Raw genomic sequence first — 15,076 nt, forward strand, 5'->3', positions numbered from 1 at the left:
GTGCGTGCCTTGTGATTATTGAAGTACCTAAATTCACTGCGGAACCGCAGGATAATCGATTCCGCTCCCCTGTTTGTGAACCGTCGCTGCAGCGGCTAGCCCTCCTTTAATGGTCAATACGACTGTAGACGGCAGGTTTTCGGATGTTCTCGTTGCTTGCCGCCCTTCAAATATCCAGCACCAGGTCGCTGGCTGGCACGGCCTGGCAGGTCAGGCATACCGTTGCGTCCTCGGGTTCTTCGCCGTGCAGGTGCCGCACCTGTCCGGAAACAATGGTTACCGCACAGCTTTCGCACTGCCCCACGCGGCAACCGCTGGGCATCGTCAGCCCCAGGCTTTCGCCAAACCCAAGCAGAGTGCCGCGGTCGGCGGTCCAGTCGGCCTGGATGTCGCCCGAGCGGCTGAAGCGGACCCGGTGCCGCGCGGCATCGTCCGCATCGACGGCGGACGGCGAGCGGAAAATCTCGCTGAATATGTCGAACGCGGGTACGCCCCGTGCGCACAGGCCTTCGCGCAGGCTGTCCATCATGGCGGGCGGGCCGCACATGTAGAAGCGCGCACGGGCGGCGATCAGCGCATCGGACACCACATGGGCGCCCAACAGGAGGGCGGGGTCGCCGCCGTCGCCAGGCTGGCCGAAATAATCCCGGATGGTCAGGCCGGGCAATTGTGCCCCAAGCTCGCGCAATCGAGCGTCGTATGCCTTGGTGCATGCGCTGCGGTTGGCATAGTGCAGCCAGACTGCGGGCGGGTCTTGCGCATCCAGCAGTGATTCAAGGTATGAAAGAAACGGCGTAATGCCGATGCCGCCGGCAAACAGCACGACGGGCTGCGGCGATTGTTCGGGAAGAATGAACGTTCCGGCAGGGGCCGACACGCCGATGCGCATGCCGGCGCGGGCATGGGCATGCAGAAATCCCGACATCGCGCCTTCCCAGGCTTGCCCGGTACCGTCCCGGCCACGCTGGTGGCGCACGGCAATGCGGTACTCGCGCCGCGAGCGCAGGCGGGCCGGGCCGATCAGCGAATAACTGCGCTGCAGGGCGCCGCCGTTTTCTGTCGGCACTTCGATGGTGATATGTTGGCCCGGGCGGTAATCCGGGAGGGCGCCGCCGTCTTGCGGGGCCAGGGCGAGTTCCAGCACGCCATCGGCCACGCGGTTCGCGGCGGCCACGGCGAACTGGCGCTGGCCGGCCCAGCGGCGTTGCGTCACGTCGAACGCGGCATCGCGCTCGATATTGCAAGGGAACTGGCGCATGGGCACCGATCCGCTGATCGGGTCTACGCGCTGGGCCGAGATCAGCCCGTTGTAGTTGCTGTTGTCGTCCCCGCGGACATCGTAGCCGGGCTCGCCAAGTTCCGGGCAGGCCTGCCACCATCCCACTTCGGCGTAGACCACATCCTTGCTCAGATAGGGGTCTACCTCCGCCACGAAGCGCGCGGAGCCGGCCGGCGTGGTGACGCGAACCCAATCGCCGGCCTCGATGCCTTTTTCCGCCGCCAGTTGCGGGTTGAGCACCGCTTGCGGCTGCCTTGACCGCTTGCGCAGCGAGGGCAGGGCGCGATGCTGGCTGTGGCAGAAGTTGCCGTTCTTGCGCGACGTAATGGTCAGCGGATAGGCGGCGCGATCCTCGCCTGCCGCCGCCAGCAGGTTGTCGTGGGCGGGTAGCGGGTCGTACCCATGGCGCAGCAGCAGTTCCGAATACAGTTCAACGCGCCGGGTCTGGGTGTCGAAGCCGGTTACGGGGCTGCCGTGGGCGTCATCGGATGCGCCAGCGCGAGGCCGGCCATATTTGCGGTCGTGATGGACCATCGGCACGCGCAGGCTGCCGTCCGGACTGCCGCGCAAGTCTGCCACGGTGATGCCCAGCGGCGCCAGTTGGTGGTTCCATGCCCGGTCCAGTTCGCCGTCGAAAAACATGGATTGCATGCCCAGGCGGCACGCCAGGCTGAACACAATGTCGTTATCCGAACGGGATTCGCCGCGCGGCGTCACCATGCGCGGACGCAACTGTACGCGTTCCTGGGCGGCATGGGTGATCTCGAAACCGATGCGCAGGCCTTCGCGCTCCCATGGTGTGTTGACCGGCAGCAGAATATCCGCGTAGCGGGCCGTAGGGGTCTCGAACAGATCGCAATGTACGTGGAATTCCAGTTCGCGCAGCGCGGCCTGTGCCATTTCCACATCGGCTTGCGACGCCAGCTGGTTGGTGCCGAAGCCCATGAAGGCCCGCACACGGTAGGGTTCGCCGGTAAGAATGGCCTGGTACAAGTCACGTGCGATCACCCAACCCATGGCGGCCGGGCCTAGCGGCCGCTGCGGCAGGCCCAGCGCCTTGGCCCGCTGCGCGGCAGGGATGAGGTCGAGCCCGTTGACGGGGTTGGTCGCCGGCTTGGGATAGAGGCGGTTCGCGCCGGGTGTGTCGAAGCAGCCCGTCAGCGCATACAGCACGGCGATGGCGCGGTCCGTCTGGGTGGCGTTGGTGCTCTGGGCGACGCCCGACCACGAGTGGTACGCGATGGCCGGGCTTTGTGCGATGAGATCGGCCGCGGCCAGCAAGCTCGCAGCCGTCACGCCCGTCACCGCTTCGACGTGTGCGGGCGTGTACTGTGCGCAGCGTTGCGCCAGGGCCTGCAGCACGGTATGGCAGCGCACGGGTTGCCCGTCGATCTCGACGATGTATTCACCTTCCAGGGCGAATGATCCGGCGCCTTGCGTGCCGGCAGAATACTCGGTGTCGTAGGGTGCTGGGGCTTGGCCGTCCAGGTTCCAGGCCACCCAGGCTTGCGGCGTGGGGCCGTGCGGCCAGATGTCGCCGGCGCGCACCAGCCTGCCGGTATCCGCCCGAACCAGCAGCGGCGCATTGGTCCAGTCGCGCACAAAGGCCCGGTTATAGCGACCGGTGGACAATAATTGGTGGGCCAATCCGAGCGCCAGCGCGGCATCCGTGCCTGGCCTGACCGGCAGCCACGCGTCGGCCTGCGCGGCTAGCGCCGTGCGCTGTGGGTCTATCACCAGCAGACGCGCTCCGGCGCGCCGTCCTTCGCCGATGGCGTTGGCCTGTGCGAGCCAGGTATTGGTAGGGTTATGGCCCCACAGCATGATCAGGTCGGCATTGGCGTAGTCCGCCACCGGGATGCCGCAGCCGAAGGTGAACGCGTGCGCGTGGTCTTTGTGCCAGTTGCAGACTTCCGTGCCGTAGGCAATGTTGGGGCTGCCGAAGGCGCGCACGAAGCGCTCGATCCAGTCGATACTGTCGGACAAAGGCGTGCCGCTGGGGGTGGTGACCCCGAAGGCCACGGCCTCGGCGCCGCTTTCTTCTCTTATCTTGCCAAAGCGGGCGGCGATTTCGTCCAGCGCCTCATCCCAACTGATACGTTGCCAGCCCGGGTCGGCCGCCCCCTTGGGCGCCGTGCGCCGCATGGGATGCAGAATGCGATGCGGGCTGTGCACCAGTTCGGGCGCGGCGCGGCCCTTGGGGCACGTTGCGCTGCCGGTGGGATGCCGGGGGTCGGCCTGGACGCGGACTAGCGAATCGCCGCGAACCGTGTTCAACGTCCCGCAGCGCGAACGGCATAGCGTACAGAAGCCGCTGATTTGCGCGGACATAGTGATGCACCCCCTGGTCTTATAACTACGGCCCGTATCCTAAGAGATCTATCGAAGTATTGCTAATATATATTATGTAAGATGCAATATAGATAACATGTATATTTAAGGCGGGAAAGATGCAGCTGACGCTACGGCAATTCGAGTACTTTCTCGCGCTGGCTGAGACGGGGCAGGTTTCCAAGGCGGCCCTGCGGTGCAATGTGTCGCAGTCTTCGGTAACGGTGGCATTGCGCGCCATGGAACAGGCACTGGGCGTATCGCTGTTCGTGCGGCATGCCAAGGGGTTGCGCCTGACCGAAACGGGCGAGCGGTTCGTGTCGCACGCGCGCAATGTCACAAATGCGGCTTCCCGGGCAATCCAGGACATACGCGCGGCGCCCAGCGAACTGAGCGGCCGCCTGCGGATCGGCGTGACCGAAACCATTTCGGCGTACCTGGTGCCCAGCGTGCTGTCCACGGCAGAACAGTATTTTCCGCATCTGCACATCCAGATGATCGAGAGCGACCGCCCCAGCATCGAAGGCGCTTTGCTGGACGGCAGCATCGACCTTGCGCTGCTGATCGTGTCCAACCTGACCGAGCGTGACGAACTGGAATACGACATCATGCTCAAGTCGCCCAGGCGGCTCTGGACACATCCGGACCACCCCCTGCAGCAGCGGTCCAAAGTCAGCCTGCATGATGTGGCCCAGTATGACTACATCCTGCTGGACATGGACGAGCATATCCACACCATGGAACGGTACTGGCGCCGGCACCAGCTGCGGCCCAATGTCTATTTCCAGAGCAAGTCGCTGGAAGCCGTGCGCAGCCTGGTTGCGTTCCAGAAGGGGGTGGCGATTCTGTCCGACCTGGTGTACCGCCCCTGGTCGCTGGAAGGGCGGCGGATCGTCCGCTGCAACGTCAGTGAGGTCGTGCCCACGATGGATATCGGCGCGGTATGGCGCAAGGGTACGCAGCGTTGCAAGAATCGCGAGATCGTCCTGCGGTTCCTGCACGCGTCGATCAAGGCGATGACGCAGGAATAAGGTGCCAGGCGCGCCCCTAGCCGGGGCTGGTCGGATGTCAGTGCGCCTGGTCTGCCGAAGCCAGCAATTGGCCCTGCGGCCCGCCGGCCGGCGCCTTGTCCAGGTAGCGGCGCGCCGCGACGTAATTGCGCGACCAATAACGGTTGTCCAGGCTGTCGATGCGAACCTTGGCCCCGCGCGTGGGGGCATGCACGAACTGGTTCTGGCCGATGTAGATGCCTACGTGCGACACGCCGCCGCGCCGCCGGGTGGTGAAAAACACCAGGTCGCCGGGTTGCAGCTGTTTTTTGCTGACGGCCGTGCCGGCCCGGCGTTGGGCGCGAGCGGTGCGCGGCAATTCCACTCCGGCGATCTCGCGATACACAAATTGGGTCAGGCCGCTGCAATCAAAGCCGTCCTCGGGGTCGTCGCCGCCCCATACGTAGGGCGTGCCCAGGGTGTCCAGGCCCGCACGCACGACCATTTCGGACAACGACGGAACAGTCAGCGGGTCGAACAGGCGCAACCCTTGCAAAGAGGCGATGGCGTCTGTAACGATGGAGGCTTGAGCGGGGGGGGACCAGGACAGGCTGATCGCAAGAAGAGGAGCAGCCAGGAGTGAGGGTAGGTACGGACGGACTTTTCGCGTCGGTGGAGTCATTGCGACACTTCAGATTGCGGAGTGGGCGGAATGGCTGACTGCGTCAGGCCGGCAGATGTGGCGTTATTGCAACGGGCACGCGGCATTTTAACGTATTGACGTTTTTTTGCATTGTGGGGTTATTACTAGGGAAATGCATGCAAATGCCGGCAGCTTGCAGCTTGCTCAAAGCGGCAATGCGCTTGCGGCATAATCGACCACAGGCCGCCCGAGCTTGGTTTTCACCCAGGATGCACATATGACAGTTGACTTTTCAGCCGCTTTTGTCCAACGCCCCGAGCCCCTGGCCTTCGAGCCCTTTCACGACGCGCGGGCGGCCGTGAACAGGCTCATCGAGATCTACGCCCGCAATACCGCCCATATCCGCGCCGCCTTCCAGGACGTAGTCAACGGGCGTGACCTGGCGGGCCCCGCCCGGGCCTGCTATCCGGCCATACGCCTTGCGGTGGCTACCTACGACCCCATCGATACCCGGCTGTCGTTCGGCCACGTCGCCGAACCGGGGGTGTACCAGACCACGGTGACGCAGCCGGACCTGTTTCGCGATTATCTGGTGGAGCAGATAGGGCTGCTATTGCAGAACCATGGTGTGCCCGTAGAGGTAGGGGAATCCGACACGCCCATCCCTTTGCATTTTGCCTTTCCTGAAGGGGCATATGTTGAAGGCGAGCGCCTGGAAAGCTTGCGCCGGCCCTTGCGAGACGTGTTCGACGTGCCCGACCTGGCCGTCACCGACGACGCAATCGTCAATGGATCCTGGCGGGGCAGGCATGGCGAGCCGCGCCCGCTGGCGCCGTTCACCGCAACGCGCGTGGATTATTCCCTGCACCGCCTACAGCACTACACGGCCACCGCGCCGTCGTTCTTTCAGAACTTCGTGCTGTTCACCAACTATCAGTTCTATGTAGATGAGTTCTGCGCGCGGGCCCGCGCCTTGATGGCCAGCGGCAGCGGCGACTATGACGCGCTGGTCGAGCCCGGCAACCGCGTCACGCATCGGGGCGATACCACCGCGCAGTCGCCCCCTGGCGCCGCCCCGCGGCTGCCGCAGATGCCGGCTTATCACCTGGTGCGGCCCAACCATTCGGGAATTACGTTGGTGAACATCGGGGTGGGGCCTTCCAACGCCAAGACCATCACGGATCACATTGCGGTGCTGCGCCCCCATGCCTGGCTGATGCTGGGCCATTGCGCAGGCCTGCGCGATTCGCAGCGGCTCGGCGATTATGTGCTGGCGCACGGCTACGTGCGGGAAGATCATGTGCTCGATGATGACCTGCCCACCTGGGTGCCGGTTCCTCCGCTGGCAGAGGTGCAGGTGGCGCTGGAACAGGCTGTGGAAGAGGTGGCCGGGCTGTCGGGCTGGGAACTCAAGCGCATCATGCGCACCGGCACCGTGGCCAGTATCGATAACCGCAATTGGGAACTGCGCGACCACGATGAACTGGTGCAGCGCTTTACCCAGTCCCGCGCGATTGCGCTGGACATGGAATCGGCCACTATCGCCGCCAATGGTTTCCGGTTCCGGGTGCCATACGGCACGCTGTTGTGCGTGTCGGACAAACCGCTGCATGGCGAGCTGAAGCTTCCCGGCATGGCCAGCGCGTTCTATCGCAACCAGGTGAACCAGCATCTCGAGATCGGGATTCGCGCGTTGGAGCGACTGCGCGACATGCCCCCGGAGCGCCTGCACTCGCGCAAGCTTCGCACCTTCATGGAGACGGCATTTCAGTAACAGCAATAAAGTAGTGAAAATCGATTTTCCACTACTTTAATGCCATTTTATTACCACGATCCCTACGCAGATGGTAATATAGTAGTGAACTCATCAGAAATACTACTTTATTGCCATGATCACTCTGCCAGAAATCGCCAGTATCCTGCGGGCGCGGCTGCGGGAGCAGGGCATGACGCAGGCATCCCTGCGTGACGCGGCCGGCATCGCCCAGCGCACACTGACCAATGTGCTCAGCGGTGATCAGGATTTCAAGGTAAGCACGCTGCTTGCCTTGGCCGATCGGCTGGGCCTGGAACTGCTGCTGGTGCCCAAGGGCGCCGCGCCTGCAGTGCAGGCCGGCGAGCCGGCGCCGCCCAGAGTGCCTACCCGGATCGAACTGGCGCGCCGCTCGGTGACAAAGGCATCGCAATGAACGTCCAGGCGCTCGCGATTTTCATTGGTTCGTTGCGGGTGGGCGTGCTGTTCCAGTACCGGATGCCCGGCGCCGAGGTCATCACCCGTTTTGTCGCCGATGACGCCTACGCGCGCGGCATCGACGTCCCGGTGCTGTCGGCCGCCTATCTGGCTGCGTCGCCGCAAGACCAGGCTGCGTTCTGGGCCGACGTGCGCAGCGTGCCGCTGAACGGACGCCATTCGCCGCAGAACGGCTGGCTGCTGCCGGCATTTTTCCAGAACCTGCTGCCCGAAGGCGTGTTCCGCGATCACGTGGCGCGTATCCGCGGATGCGACCCCCAAGACCATTTCGAAATGCTGGCGGCCTGCGGGGGTGACTTGCCCGGCAACGTATACGCACGGCCTGTCGAACTGTCGCGCGACGCCCTGGCGCATTACGTCACGCAAGACCAGGACGCGCTCGAAATGACGGTTACCGCCGACCCCATGGAACAGGGCGTGTCACTGTCGGGGGTGCAGCCCAAGTTGGGTGTCATCAAGCAGGGGGAACGCTACGTGGGCCGCACGCGCGACCATGACACTCACATCATCGCCAAGCTGCCCGTGGTGGGCCAGCCGCTGCTGCCAGAGCTGGAGGCCCTGTCGCTGGCGCTGGCGCGGGCGGCCGGCGTCCAGGTCTGCCAGGCGTATCTCGAGCCCCTGGCGAGCCTCGCGGTCGAGCACGGTTATGACCTGGGCGAGGCCGACGCCCGGACGCAGTTCCTGGCCGTGGTGCGCTACGACCGCCAACCTGGCCATCGCATCCATTGCGAGGATTTCGCGCAGATTCTGGGGGCGATGCCCGAAGAAAAGTACCGCGCGGCCAGTTATCTCGACGTGGCCGCCGTCATGCTGGCCTTCGAATCGATGGGCGAATCTGCCGTGCATGAACTGCTGCGCCGCATGGTCGTCAACGAGATGCTGGGCAACCCGGACATGCACCTGAAGAACCTGGGCGTGGTATATGGCGACGGCGAGACACCCCAACTGGCGCCCGCCTACGATATCGTCGGCTACGCGGCCTATTACCCCTGCCAGGGCCACGCGCTGCACATCATGCCACCAGACATGCTGCCGCGCGCCAGGGCGGGGCAACCGGGCGGCGCAAAACCGGGCCTTTCGCCGGCGATATTGCGCGCTTTCTGCGCAAGCCTGGGCATTCCCGAAAAGCCTGCGGCCAGGGCCGTGGCCGATTGCGTCAGGGCGGCTTGCGACCGCTGGCCCGGCCTGATCGGCGACTCGCCGCTCACACCCAGGCAGCGGCAGAACCTGCTGGACCACTTTCTAGCGCATCCCATGGTGCAGTCCGCGCGGCGCGCAGCAGCCAGGCCGCGCAACTAGCACCCCTGCGCGATGCCTGTCAGGGCAGCAGCATGACGCGCACCGGTTCAAAGCCGGCGCGCTTTTTCCAGGTCAGCAGGCCCGGCCCGCCGTGTTCCAGGGCCCCGTACCAGACTGCGCGCACGCCCGCTGCGCACGGTTCGGCCGCGTCAAGCAGCCAGTTCACGATGGCGGCATGCATGAAGGGCATGACGCCATGCGGCAGATGGTCTTTGTGGCCCATGATGTCCAGGTAATGCACCACGTCAGCGCACCGGGTCAGCTTCACATACGCGACCAGACGGCGGTCGGTGCGCAGTGCGCCGTTGTGATGGCCTGGCTCGGGCAGAAACACGCCCCACCAGGTGGTCCAATGCGTCGCGCAAGCCGGGACGGGAACGGGCATGGGGCCCGCGGCGGGCGAGGCAATGTGCGCCGGCTTGAGCAGCCAGCGCGCCAGCACGGGGCCGCCGCTGCGTACGGCCATTGAGGTTTTCACGGCATGTACATCATGCACGTGCATGGGCAGAGCAAACCGTTCGGCCAGGTAGCCCAGGCGTTGGGCATGGCGGATTTTGGGCAGGGTGCGTCGTGAACGTTGGCGCAGCAGGGCTTCGAAGCCGGCCCGTGAGCCGCACCGCGACAGATCCAGCATCATGGGAGCCGCCCGCGATGCGCCGGCTGTGATGGGCTCGTCGGCCGTGCGCATGTCGTAACGCCGTGCCACTCGCAAGAAGCGGCGCAAGGCCTGCTGCGCGGCCTTGCCGTGGGCCATCCGGGCACGAACGGCCAGGGGCAGCACCGGCAGGGGCAGTTCGGCCGGCCAGCCGCGTAGTCTTGCCGGCTTGCGCAGGCGCGTCAGCACCGGGTCGACCGCCCGGTAATAGGCGGCCATCAGCAGGTCGAAAGGAGTCATCGCGGCAAAGACAGGGTTGCCCAGCAGTCAGCATCGTAATCTATAGCCGGGTCCATGCTGTGCCGCAGGCCGGTGCCTGTTCCGGAGCGCCGTGGTTCCTCTAAGATGACACGTTTCGCGGGATGGGGCGCGCCATGGAATTGCGGCAATTGGAACTCTTCATCGGCATTGCCGAGGCTGGGGCGTATTCGCGGGCGGCGATGCGCATGTCGATCAGCCAGCCGATTCTCAGCCGGCAGATCAGGGCGCTGGAAGATGAGCTGGGCGTGGCGCTGTTCCATCGCACCGGCCGAGGGGTCACATTGACACAGGCGGGCGCCTTGCTTGAGCAATATGCGCGCGGCCTGGTCGATACGGCCCGCGATGCGGCCGTCGCCGTCAAGGCCCTGGGCGGTGCGCCCACCGGGCCGGTGGTGCTGGGCATGCCGGCCTCCATATCGACCGTGCTGTCCGTGTCGTTGATCGAAGCGTTCCGGCGCGCATTTCCGGGCATGTCGCTGAAGTTCATGGAAGGCTACAGCGGCCATGTGCTCGAATGGCTGGCGGCGGGCCGCACCGACATTTCGGTGCTGTACGATGCGCCGCGACTCGGCATCCCGACCCTGCCCACAGAGGCTTTGCTGACCGACGAACTCTTCTTGCTGGGGCCGGCCGGCGATCCGGCGGGCGTGGGCGCGGGCCCCGTGCCGGCGGCACGGCTGAGCCGCATTCCCATGATCCTGCCCAGCCGGCCGCACGGTATACGTGTGCTGGTCGACGAGTCGCTCGCCAGTATCGGGCTGACGCCCAACGTGGAACTGGAAATCGACGCCATGCATTCCATGCTGCGCCTGGTGGAAAGCGGCCTGGGCTACGCCGTCCTGTCGTATGCATGCGTGGCTTCGCAGATCGCGCAACGACGCATGCGTATCTGGCGCATCGTGCAGCCCACCATCACCCGGTCGCTGGTGATCGCCACCTCGACACAGCGGCCTTCGACCCACGCAGTGCGCGCGCTGGGCACCATCCTGCGTCGCCAGATCCAGGATCTCGTCGAGCAAGGACGCTGGACCCCCGATCCCGCCGTGTTTTCCTGAAGCACGGCGCCGACACGGCGGGGGCCGAGGCCGGCCGTACTCAACTGCCGCCGCGCGCCCGGATGGGCACGCCGCCCCAGGTTTCGAGCACCTTGGCCACGTGCGTGAAGTCGGCGTCGTCGCCGCAGAGCGCCGTGGTCAGCAGCAGCATTTCGCGCACCGCCGACCCCACCACCATGGGCACGCCGATGGCTTCGGATTCATCCACGCACAGGCGCACGTCTTTGTATGCCAGGCGGGCGGCGAATCCGATGTCGAAGGTGCCCGTCAGCACGGCCTTCGGGAACTTGTCTTGCGTGGCGGTATTGCGGCCCGACCCGGCATTGATGACGTCGAGCATCACCGCAGGGTCCAGGCCGGCCTTCACCCCCATGGCCATTGCCTCAGATGTAATGGCCACGGCCGCCGCCGACAGCAGGTTGTTCGCCAGCTTCATCGTCTGGCCCATGCCGGGCTCGGCACCCAGGTAGAACGCCGGACCGAAGTGCTTGAGCGTGGGCGCCAGCAGGTCGTAATGGCTGCGCTCGCAGGCGGCCATGACGGCCAGCGTGCCGCGCCGCGCGCCGCCCACGCCGCCGCTGACCGGGGCGTCGATATAAGTGATATTGCGCTCGGCCAGGCTGCGCGCCACCAGGCGGGCCGTGCGCGGCCCGATGGTGGATAAGTCCACCACGCGATTCACGCGCGTGCCGCCGATCACGCCGTCGGCGCCCAGCGTGACCTGCTGCACGATCTCCGGGGTGGGCAGACTCAGGAAAACCGTGTCGACGCTATCGCACAATTCGCGGATGCTGGCGCAGGGGCGCGCTCCGCGCTGGCGCAGCGCCTCGATGGCGGCGCCATTGCTGTCATAGACCGCCAGTGCGTAGCCGGCATCGAGCAGCCGGCCTGCCATGGGGCCCCCCATATTGCCCAGGCCGATAAAGCCATATGTAAAGTCAGGCATGACGTTTCCTTCTGTTTGCCGAGGGTAGGGCGGATTCAACGGGGGCGCAGGCCGATCTGCTGGGCCAGGTCTGCCACGCGCTTGGTGTCCTGGGCCAGCAGTTTCGCGAACGGGTCGGGGCCGCGTTGCGCGCTGGTGGGCGCCTGGGCGGCCAGCTGTTCGAGCCGGTCCTTGAATTCGGGGCTGTCTATCACTACCGACAATGCCTCGGCCAGCTTGTCGATGACGGGCCGCGGCGTACCCTTGGGCGCCACCACGCCGTTCCAGATCGCCAGGTCGAACTGCGGCAATCCGCCTTCGGCGAAGGTGGGAACGTCGGGCATTTGGGGCAGGCGCTGCGGCGTGGACACTGCCACCGCCCGCACGCGCCCGTCTTTGTGCAAGGGCATGATGGTCACCGTCTGGTCCAGCACGCCGTCGATGACCCCGGCCATCAGGTCAGTCAGCGCCGGGCCGGAGCCACGATACTGGATCAATTCGCCTTCCGACCCGGACAGATGCAGGAACATGCCCTCGGCCAGATGCGCGGTCGTGCCCGGCCCGCCGGACCCGAAATTCAGCCGGGGGGCAGACTTCATGCGGGTCAGCATGTCGGGCAGGGCCTTGATGCCGCTCTTGTTGCTGACCGCCAGCACCATCGGCACCGTGGCGACCGTGCTTACCGTGGCCAGGTCGCGCACCGGGTCGACCCCCGCGTCCGGATTCAGCAGAGGGATGATGGCCATCGACAAGTTGCTGAACATCAGGGTGTAGCCGTCCGGTTCGGACTTCATCAGCCGTTGCATGCCGATCAAGCCGCCGGCGCCGGTGGTGTTTTCGACCACCACCGGCTGCCCCAGCGTCTTCGACAGCGAATTGCCGATCAGCCGCGCCAGCGTGTCCAGCGTGCCGCCGGGCGCCACGCCGACAATCATCGTAATCGGGCGGGATGGAAATTCCTGCGCCCACGCCGCGCCGGCGATCAACAAGGTGGTCAGGCAACCTGCAAAAAAGCGCAACATGACGGGTCTCCTTGGTTTGTCTGTCGGCCCGCCGTTGGATGGCGCGGCGGGCAGCTGCCCTTCGGGGGGCTGCCCTGATACTAGCCAGCCAAGCGCCTGACAGTGCCCATGATGCCGACATACCAGCCTTGACATTTTGCGCATAGCAGGCGGGCACGCCATTTGCTCAATGCGCCGCACTATCTACTCATCGAGAGCGTCATGAAGCCGATCCGCAAAGCCGTTTTTCCCGTCGCGGGCATGGGCACCCGTTTTTTGCCGGCCACCAAGGCCATGCCGAAGGAAATGCTGCCCATCGTGGACAAGCCGCTGATTCAATATGCGGTCGAAGAGGCGGTGCAGGCCGGCATCACCGAGCTGATTTTTGTTACGGGGCGGAACAAGCGGGCCATCGAGGATCATTTCGACAGCGTTCCCGAGCTCGAGGCGGGGTTGCTGGCCAAGCACAAGACCGCATTGCTCGAAGCGGTGCGCAATGTCATCCCGCCGCACGTCACATGCATCTATACCCGCCAGCCGGCCCCGCTGGGGCTGGGCCACGCCGTGCTGTGCGCGCAGCACATCGTGGGAGACGAGCCGTTTGCGGTGCTATTGGCCGACGACCTGATCGACGCCGACGTGTCGGCCACCGCGCAGCTCATCGACGCTGCCCGCCGGCACGATGGCAGTGTGCTGGCCATCCAGAACGTGCCGCGCGACCAGACCGACAAGTACGGGATCATCTCGGGCCATCGTGTCGACGGGCGCACCACCCAGTTGCAGGACATCGTAGAAAAACCCCAACCCGCGCGCGCGCCCACCACGCTTGCCGTGGTCGGACGGTACGTGCTTGAACCGCGGATCTTCGACTTGTTGCGCGCCACCCAGGCTGGCGTGGGCGGAGAAATCCAGTTGACCGACGGCATCGCCCAATTACTGCGCGAGCGCAGCGTCTTCGGATATCGGTACGAAGGGGTGCGCTACGACTGCGGAAGCAAGGCGGGGTTCTTCCAGGCCACGATGGACCTGGGCCGCAAATACCATGGACTTGGCGTCACGGCGGATGAGGCCGCCCTGGCGATGGGCGACTGACCGAGCCGGCGGCTCAGCCAAGGGTATGCCAGCGCATCTCCAGTCCGGGAGCAGTCATGAAGCCTCGTACTCGTAGCGGCAAGCTCGAACGTGGCGGCCGCAGGCGGGCCGCTCGACAGACCCGGCCGCAACCCAGGCAGGCGCGGCCGCAGTCTTCGGCGGCCCGAATGTTCGACCATTTCGCTACCGCGGTGGCGCGCGCCACCGGGTCGCCTATCGCTTTTGGCATGGCTGTCGCACTGATCGTACTGTGGGCGATCGCCGGCCCGTGGGCAGGGTTTTCGGAAGTCTGGCAGCTGGTGGTGAACACCGGCACCACGATCATCACCTTCCTGATGGTCTTCCTTATCCAGCAGAATCAGAACAAAGACAGCCGGGCGCTGCACGTCAAGTTGGACGAACTGCTGATGGCCCTGAAAGGGGCGAACGAGAAGCTAGTGGACATTGAAGAGATGGAAGAGGACGAACTCGACGAAGTGGTCGAGCGGTACCGACAGCTGGCGCTGGCCGCGCGCAAACGCAAATCGCTCAAGTAGCGGCATGTCGCTTGCTGCGGCGATCACCTGCCAAGGAGACGACTATGCAAGTTTTTCCGTTTACACGCCGCTGTGCCGGGTTGTTGGCCGCGTGCCTGCTAGCCGTGCCCGCGGCGCTGGCCAGCCAGGCGCCCCTTGCGCCCGGCGCCGGTTCCACGGAGCCGGGTACGCACCCGATGCCAGACAGCAGCCGCATGCGCGATGGTGATTCGGCCACGCAGGCGCAGAGCGACTCAAACCCCAAGCGGCCCAGCGCGAGCCCCGGCGAGCGGCTGCGGCCGCCTACCCAGCCCGAGCAGCAGAAGCCCGTGCCGGCGCAGGCCGATCCCCAGCCGATGCCCGGCGGTCAGGGCCAGGTGAAATCGGGGCAACAGGGCCCCGACGGGAACGGGCAGATACCCGGCGGGCGCGCCGGCTCCGGCGGTCACAAACATGGTTCTGGCCGTTAGCCGCGCCTGCCGTCCGTGGCGAACCTTATGACAGGAGGCATCCCATGAATAACTTCACCCTCGTGCACCGAGAACCGGCTGGCCCGCCGGGCGTCCCGCCCGGCGAGCCCAACTGGCCCGGCCAGCCCGCTCCGGAGGAACCCACGCCGGATACGCACCCCCCGCCTTACGACCCCGATCGCGTTCCCGGAACGCCCCAGGGCCCCAACCCGTCATCCCCCGACGGAATCGATATCGCCTGACTGCGAAGGTTCCGGGCTGCCCCCCTCTTTATTCCATCACTTTAGTAATCCAGGAATAAAACGACTGC

General features: G+C 65.4%; 14 protein-coding genes. 9 read left to right on the forward strand and 5 right to left on the reverse strand.

What is annotated here, in order from left to right; translation table 11 throughout:
* Window positions 1-166: 166 nt before the first annotated feature.
* Complete coding sequence (locus tag CAL18_RS06110) at window positions 167-3,610, reverse strand: molybdopterin-dependent oxidoreductase (protein WP_094817521.1); 3,444 nt, start codon at window positions 3,608-3,610, stop codon at window positions 167-169.
* A gap of 119 nt (window positions 3,611-3,729) precedes the next feature.
* Between CAL18_RS06110 and CAL18_RS06115 the strand changes: the two genes are divergently transcribed.
* Entirely contained in the window at window positions 3,730-4,641 is a 912-nt protein-coding gene (locus CAL18_RS06115; RefSeq protein ID WP_026641276.1) for a LysR family transcriptional regulator, read from the forward strand.
* A 37-nt stretch (window positions 4,642-4,678) separates the two neighbouring features.
* On the opposite strand, the gene CAL18_RS06120 is transcribed toward CAL18_RS06115, so the two are convergent.
* Window positions 4,679-5,281, reverse strand: a complete 603-nt coding sequence (locus CAL18_RS06120; RefSeq protein WP_094817522.1) for a C40 family peptidase — start codon at window positions 5,279-5,281, stop codon at window positions 4,679-4,681.
* Between the two features lie 238 nt (window positions 5,282-5,519).
* Here CAL18_RS06120 and CAL18_RS06125 point away from each other — a divergent pair, with 238 nt between their 5' ends.
* From CAL18_RS06125 to CAL18_RS06135, 3 genes are all read left to right on the forward strand, one after another.
* Window positions 5,520-7,016, forward strand: a complete 1,497-nt coding sequence (locus CAL18_RS06125; RefSeq protein WP_026641278.1) for an AMP nucleosidase — start codon at window positions 5,520-5,522, stop codon at window positions 7,014-7,016.
* 115 nt (window positions 7,017-7,131) lie between these two features.
* Entirely contained in the window at window positions 7,132-7,431 is a 300-nt protein-coding gene (locus CAL18_RS06130) for a helix-turn-helix domain-containing protein (RefSeq protein WP_051423905.1), read from the forward strand.
* A complete protein-coding gene (locus tag CAL18_RS06135; protein WP_094796466.1) occupies window positions 7,428-8,792 on the forward strand; it encodes a type II toxin-antitoxin system HipA family toxin in 1,365 nt (454 codons plus the stop codon). The genes CAL18_RS06130 and CAL18_RS06135 overlap by 4 nt, the downstream gene beginning before the upstream one ends.
* A gap of 19 nt (window positions 8,793-8,811) precedes the next feature.
* Here CAL18_RS06135 and CAL18_RS06140 read toward each other — a convergent pair whose 3' ends face one another.
* Window positions 8,812-9,687 (reverse strand): hypothetical protein, encoded by an 876-nt coding sequence (locus tag CAL18_RS06140; protein ID WP_094817523.1) that lies wholly within the window; start codon window positions 9,685-9,687, stop codon window positions 8,812-8,814.
* Window positions 9,688-9,821: 134 nt separating this feature from the next.
* Here CAL18_RS06140 and CAL18_RS06145 point away from each other — a divergent pair, with 134 nt between their 5' ends.
* Window positions 9,822-10,763 carry a LysR substrate-binding domain-containing protein gene (locus CAL18_RS06145; RefSeq protein ID WP_094796744.1) on the forward strand — a complete coding sequence of 314 codons (942 nt, stop codon included), beginning with the start codon at window positions 9,822-9,824 and terminating at the stop codon, window positions 10,761-10,763.
* 40 nt (window positions 10,764-10,803) lie between these two features.
* On the opposite strand, the gene CAL18_RS06150 is transcribed toward CAL18_RS06145, so the two are convergent.
* Together CAL18_RS06150 and CAL18_RS06155 are read right to left on the reverse strand one after the other, a co-directional pair.
* On the reverse strand, window positions 10,804-11,709 hold the full coding sequence (locus CAL18_RS06150; RefSeq protein WP_094796468.1) for an NAD(P)-dependent oxidoreductase: 906 nt from the start codon (window positions 11,707-11,709) through the stop codon (window positions 10,804-10,806).
* 35 nt (window positions 11,710-11,744) lie between these two features.
* On the reverse strand, window positions 11,745-12,710 hold the full coding sequence (locus CAL18_RS06155; RefSeq protein WP_094796469.1) for a Bug family tripartite tricarboxylate transporter substrate binding protein: 966 nt from the start codon (window positions 12,708-12,710) through the stop codon (window positions 11,745-11,747).
* Between the two features lie 201 nt (window positions 12,711-12,911).
* Here CAL18_RS06155 and galU point away from each other — a divergent pair, with 201 nt between their 5' ends.
* From galU to CAL18_RS19565, 4 genes are read left to right on the forward strand one after another with little or no spacing between them, the layout of a single operon-like run.
* Window positions 12,912-13,781: a UTP--glucose-1-phosphate uridylyltransferase GalU gene (gene galU / locus CAL18_RS06160; RefSeq protein ID WP_026641284.1), complete on the forward strand. Its 870-nt coding sequence runs from the start codon at window positions 12,912-12,914 to the stop codon at window positions 13,779-13,781.
* A 56-nt stretch (window positions 13,782-13,837) separates the two neighbouring features.
* Window positions 13,838-14,317, forward strand: a complete 480-nt coding sequence (locus tag CAL18_RS06165) for a low affinity iron permease family protein (RefSeq protein ID WP_094817524.1) — start codon at window positions 13,838-13,840, stop codon at window positions 14,315-14,317.
* 44 nt (window positions 14,318-14,361) lie between these two features.
* Window positions 14,362-14,766 (forward strand): hypothetical protein, encoded by a 405-nt coding sequence (locus CAL18_RS06170; protein ID WP_094817525.1) that lies wholly within the window; start codon window positions 14,362-14,364, stop codon window positions 14,764-14,766.
* A gap of 44 nt (window positions 14,767-14,810) precedes the next feature.
* A complete protein-coding gene (locus CAL18_RS19565) occupies window positions 14,811-15,008 on the forward strand; it encodes a hypothetical protein (RefSeq protein WP_141214363.1) in 198 nt (65 codons plus the stop codon).
* The last annotated feature ends 68 nt before the right edge of the window (window positions 15,009-15,076 follow it).

Origin of the sequence: Bordetella genomosp. 7, from assembly GCF_002261415.1 — a bacterium.
Taxonomy (GTDB): Bacteria; Pseudomonadota; Gammaproteobacteria; order Burkholderiales; family Burkholderiaceae_B; genus Bordetella_A.

Bases quoted from the DNA above. Each gene is read 5' to 3' on its own strand.
- CAL18_RS06155 (WP_094796469.1), bottom strand. From the start codon at position 12,710: ATGTTGCGCTTTTTTGCAGGTTGCCTGACCACCTTGTTGATCGCCGGC.
- CAL18_RS06165 (WP_094817524.1), top strand. From the start codon at position 13,838: ATGAAGCCTCGTACTCGTAGCGGCAAGCTCGAACGTGGCGGCCGCAGG.
- CAL18_RS06140 (WP_094817523.1), bottom strand. From the start codon at position 9,687: ATGACTCCTTTCGACCTGCTGATGGCCGCCTATTACCGGGCGGTCGAC.
- CAL18_RS06125 (WP_026641278.1), top strand. From the start codon at position 5,520: ATGACAGTTGACTTTTCAGCCGCTTTTGTCCAACGCCCCGAGCCCCTG.
- CAL18_RS06115 (WP_026641276.1), top strand. From the start codon at position 3,730: ATGCAGCTGACGCTACGGCAATTCGAGTACTTTCTCGCGCTGGCTGAG.
- galU (WP_026641284.1), top strand. From the start codon at position 12,912: ATGAAGCCGATCCGCAAAGCCGTTTTTCCCGTCGCGGGCATGGGCACC.
- CAL18_RS06120 (WP_094817522.1), bottom strand. From the start codon at position 5,281: ATGACTCCACCGACGCGAAAAGTCCGTCCGTACCTACCCTCACTCCTG.
- CAL18_RS06135 (WP_094796466.1), top strand. From the start codon at position 7,428: ATGAACGTCCAGGCGCTCGCGATTTTCATTGGTTCGTTGCGGGTGGGC.
- CAL18_RS06145 (WP_094796744.1), top strand. From the start codon at position 9,822: ATGGAATTGCGGCAATTGGAACTCTTCATCGGCATTGCCGAGGCTGGG.
- CAL18_RS06150 (WP_094796468.1), bottom strand. From the start codon at position 11,709: ATGCCTGACTTTACATATGGCTTTATCGGCCTGGGCAATATGGGGGGC.
- CAL18_RS06130 (WP_051423905.1), top strand. From the start codon at position 7,132: ATGATCACTCTGCCAGAAATCGCCAGTATCCTGCGGGCGCGGCTGCGG.
- CAL18_RS06110 (WP_094817521.1), bottom strand. From the start codon at position 3,610: ATGTCCGCGCAAATCAGCGGCTTCTGTACGCTATGCCGTTCGCGCTGC.
- CAL18_RS19565 (WP_141214363.1), top strand. From the start codon at position 14,811: ATGAATAACTTCACCCTCGTGCACCGAGAACCGGCTGGCCCGCCGGGC.
- CAL18_RS06170 (WP_094817525.1), top strand. From the start codon at position 14,362: ATGCAAGTTTTTCCGTTTACACGCCGCTGTGCCGGGTTGTTGGCCGCG.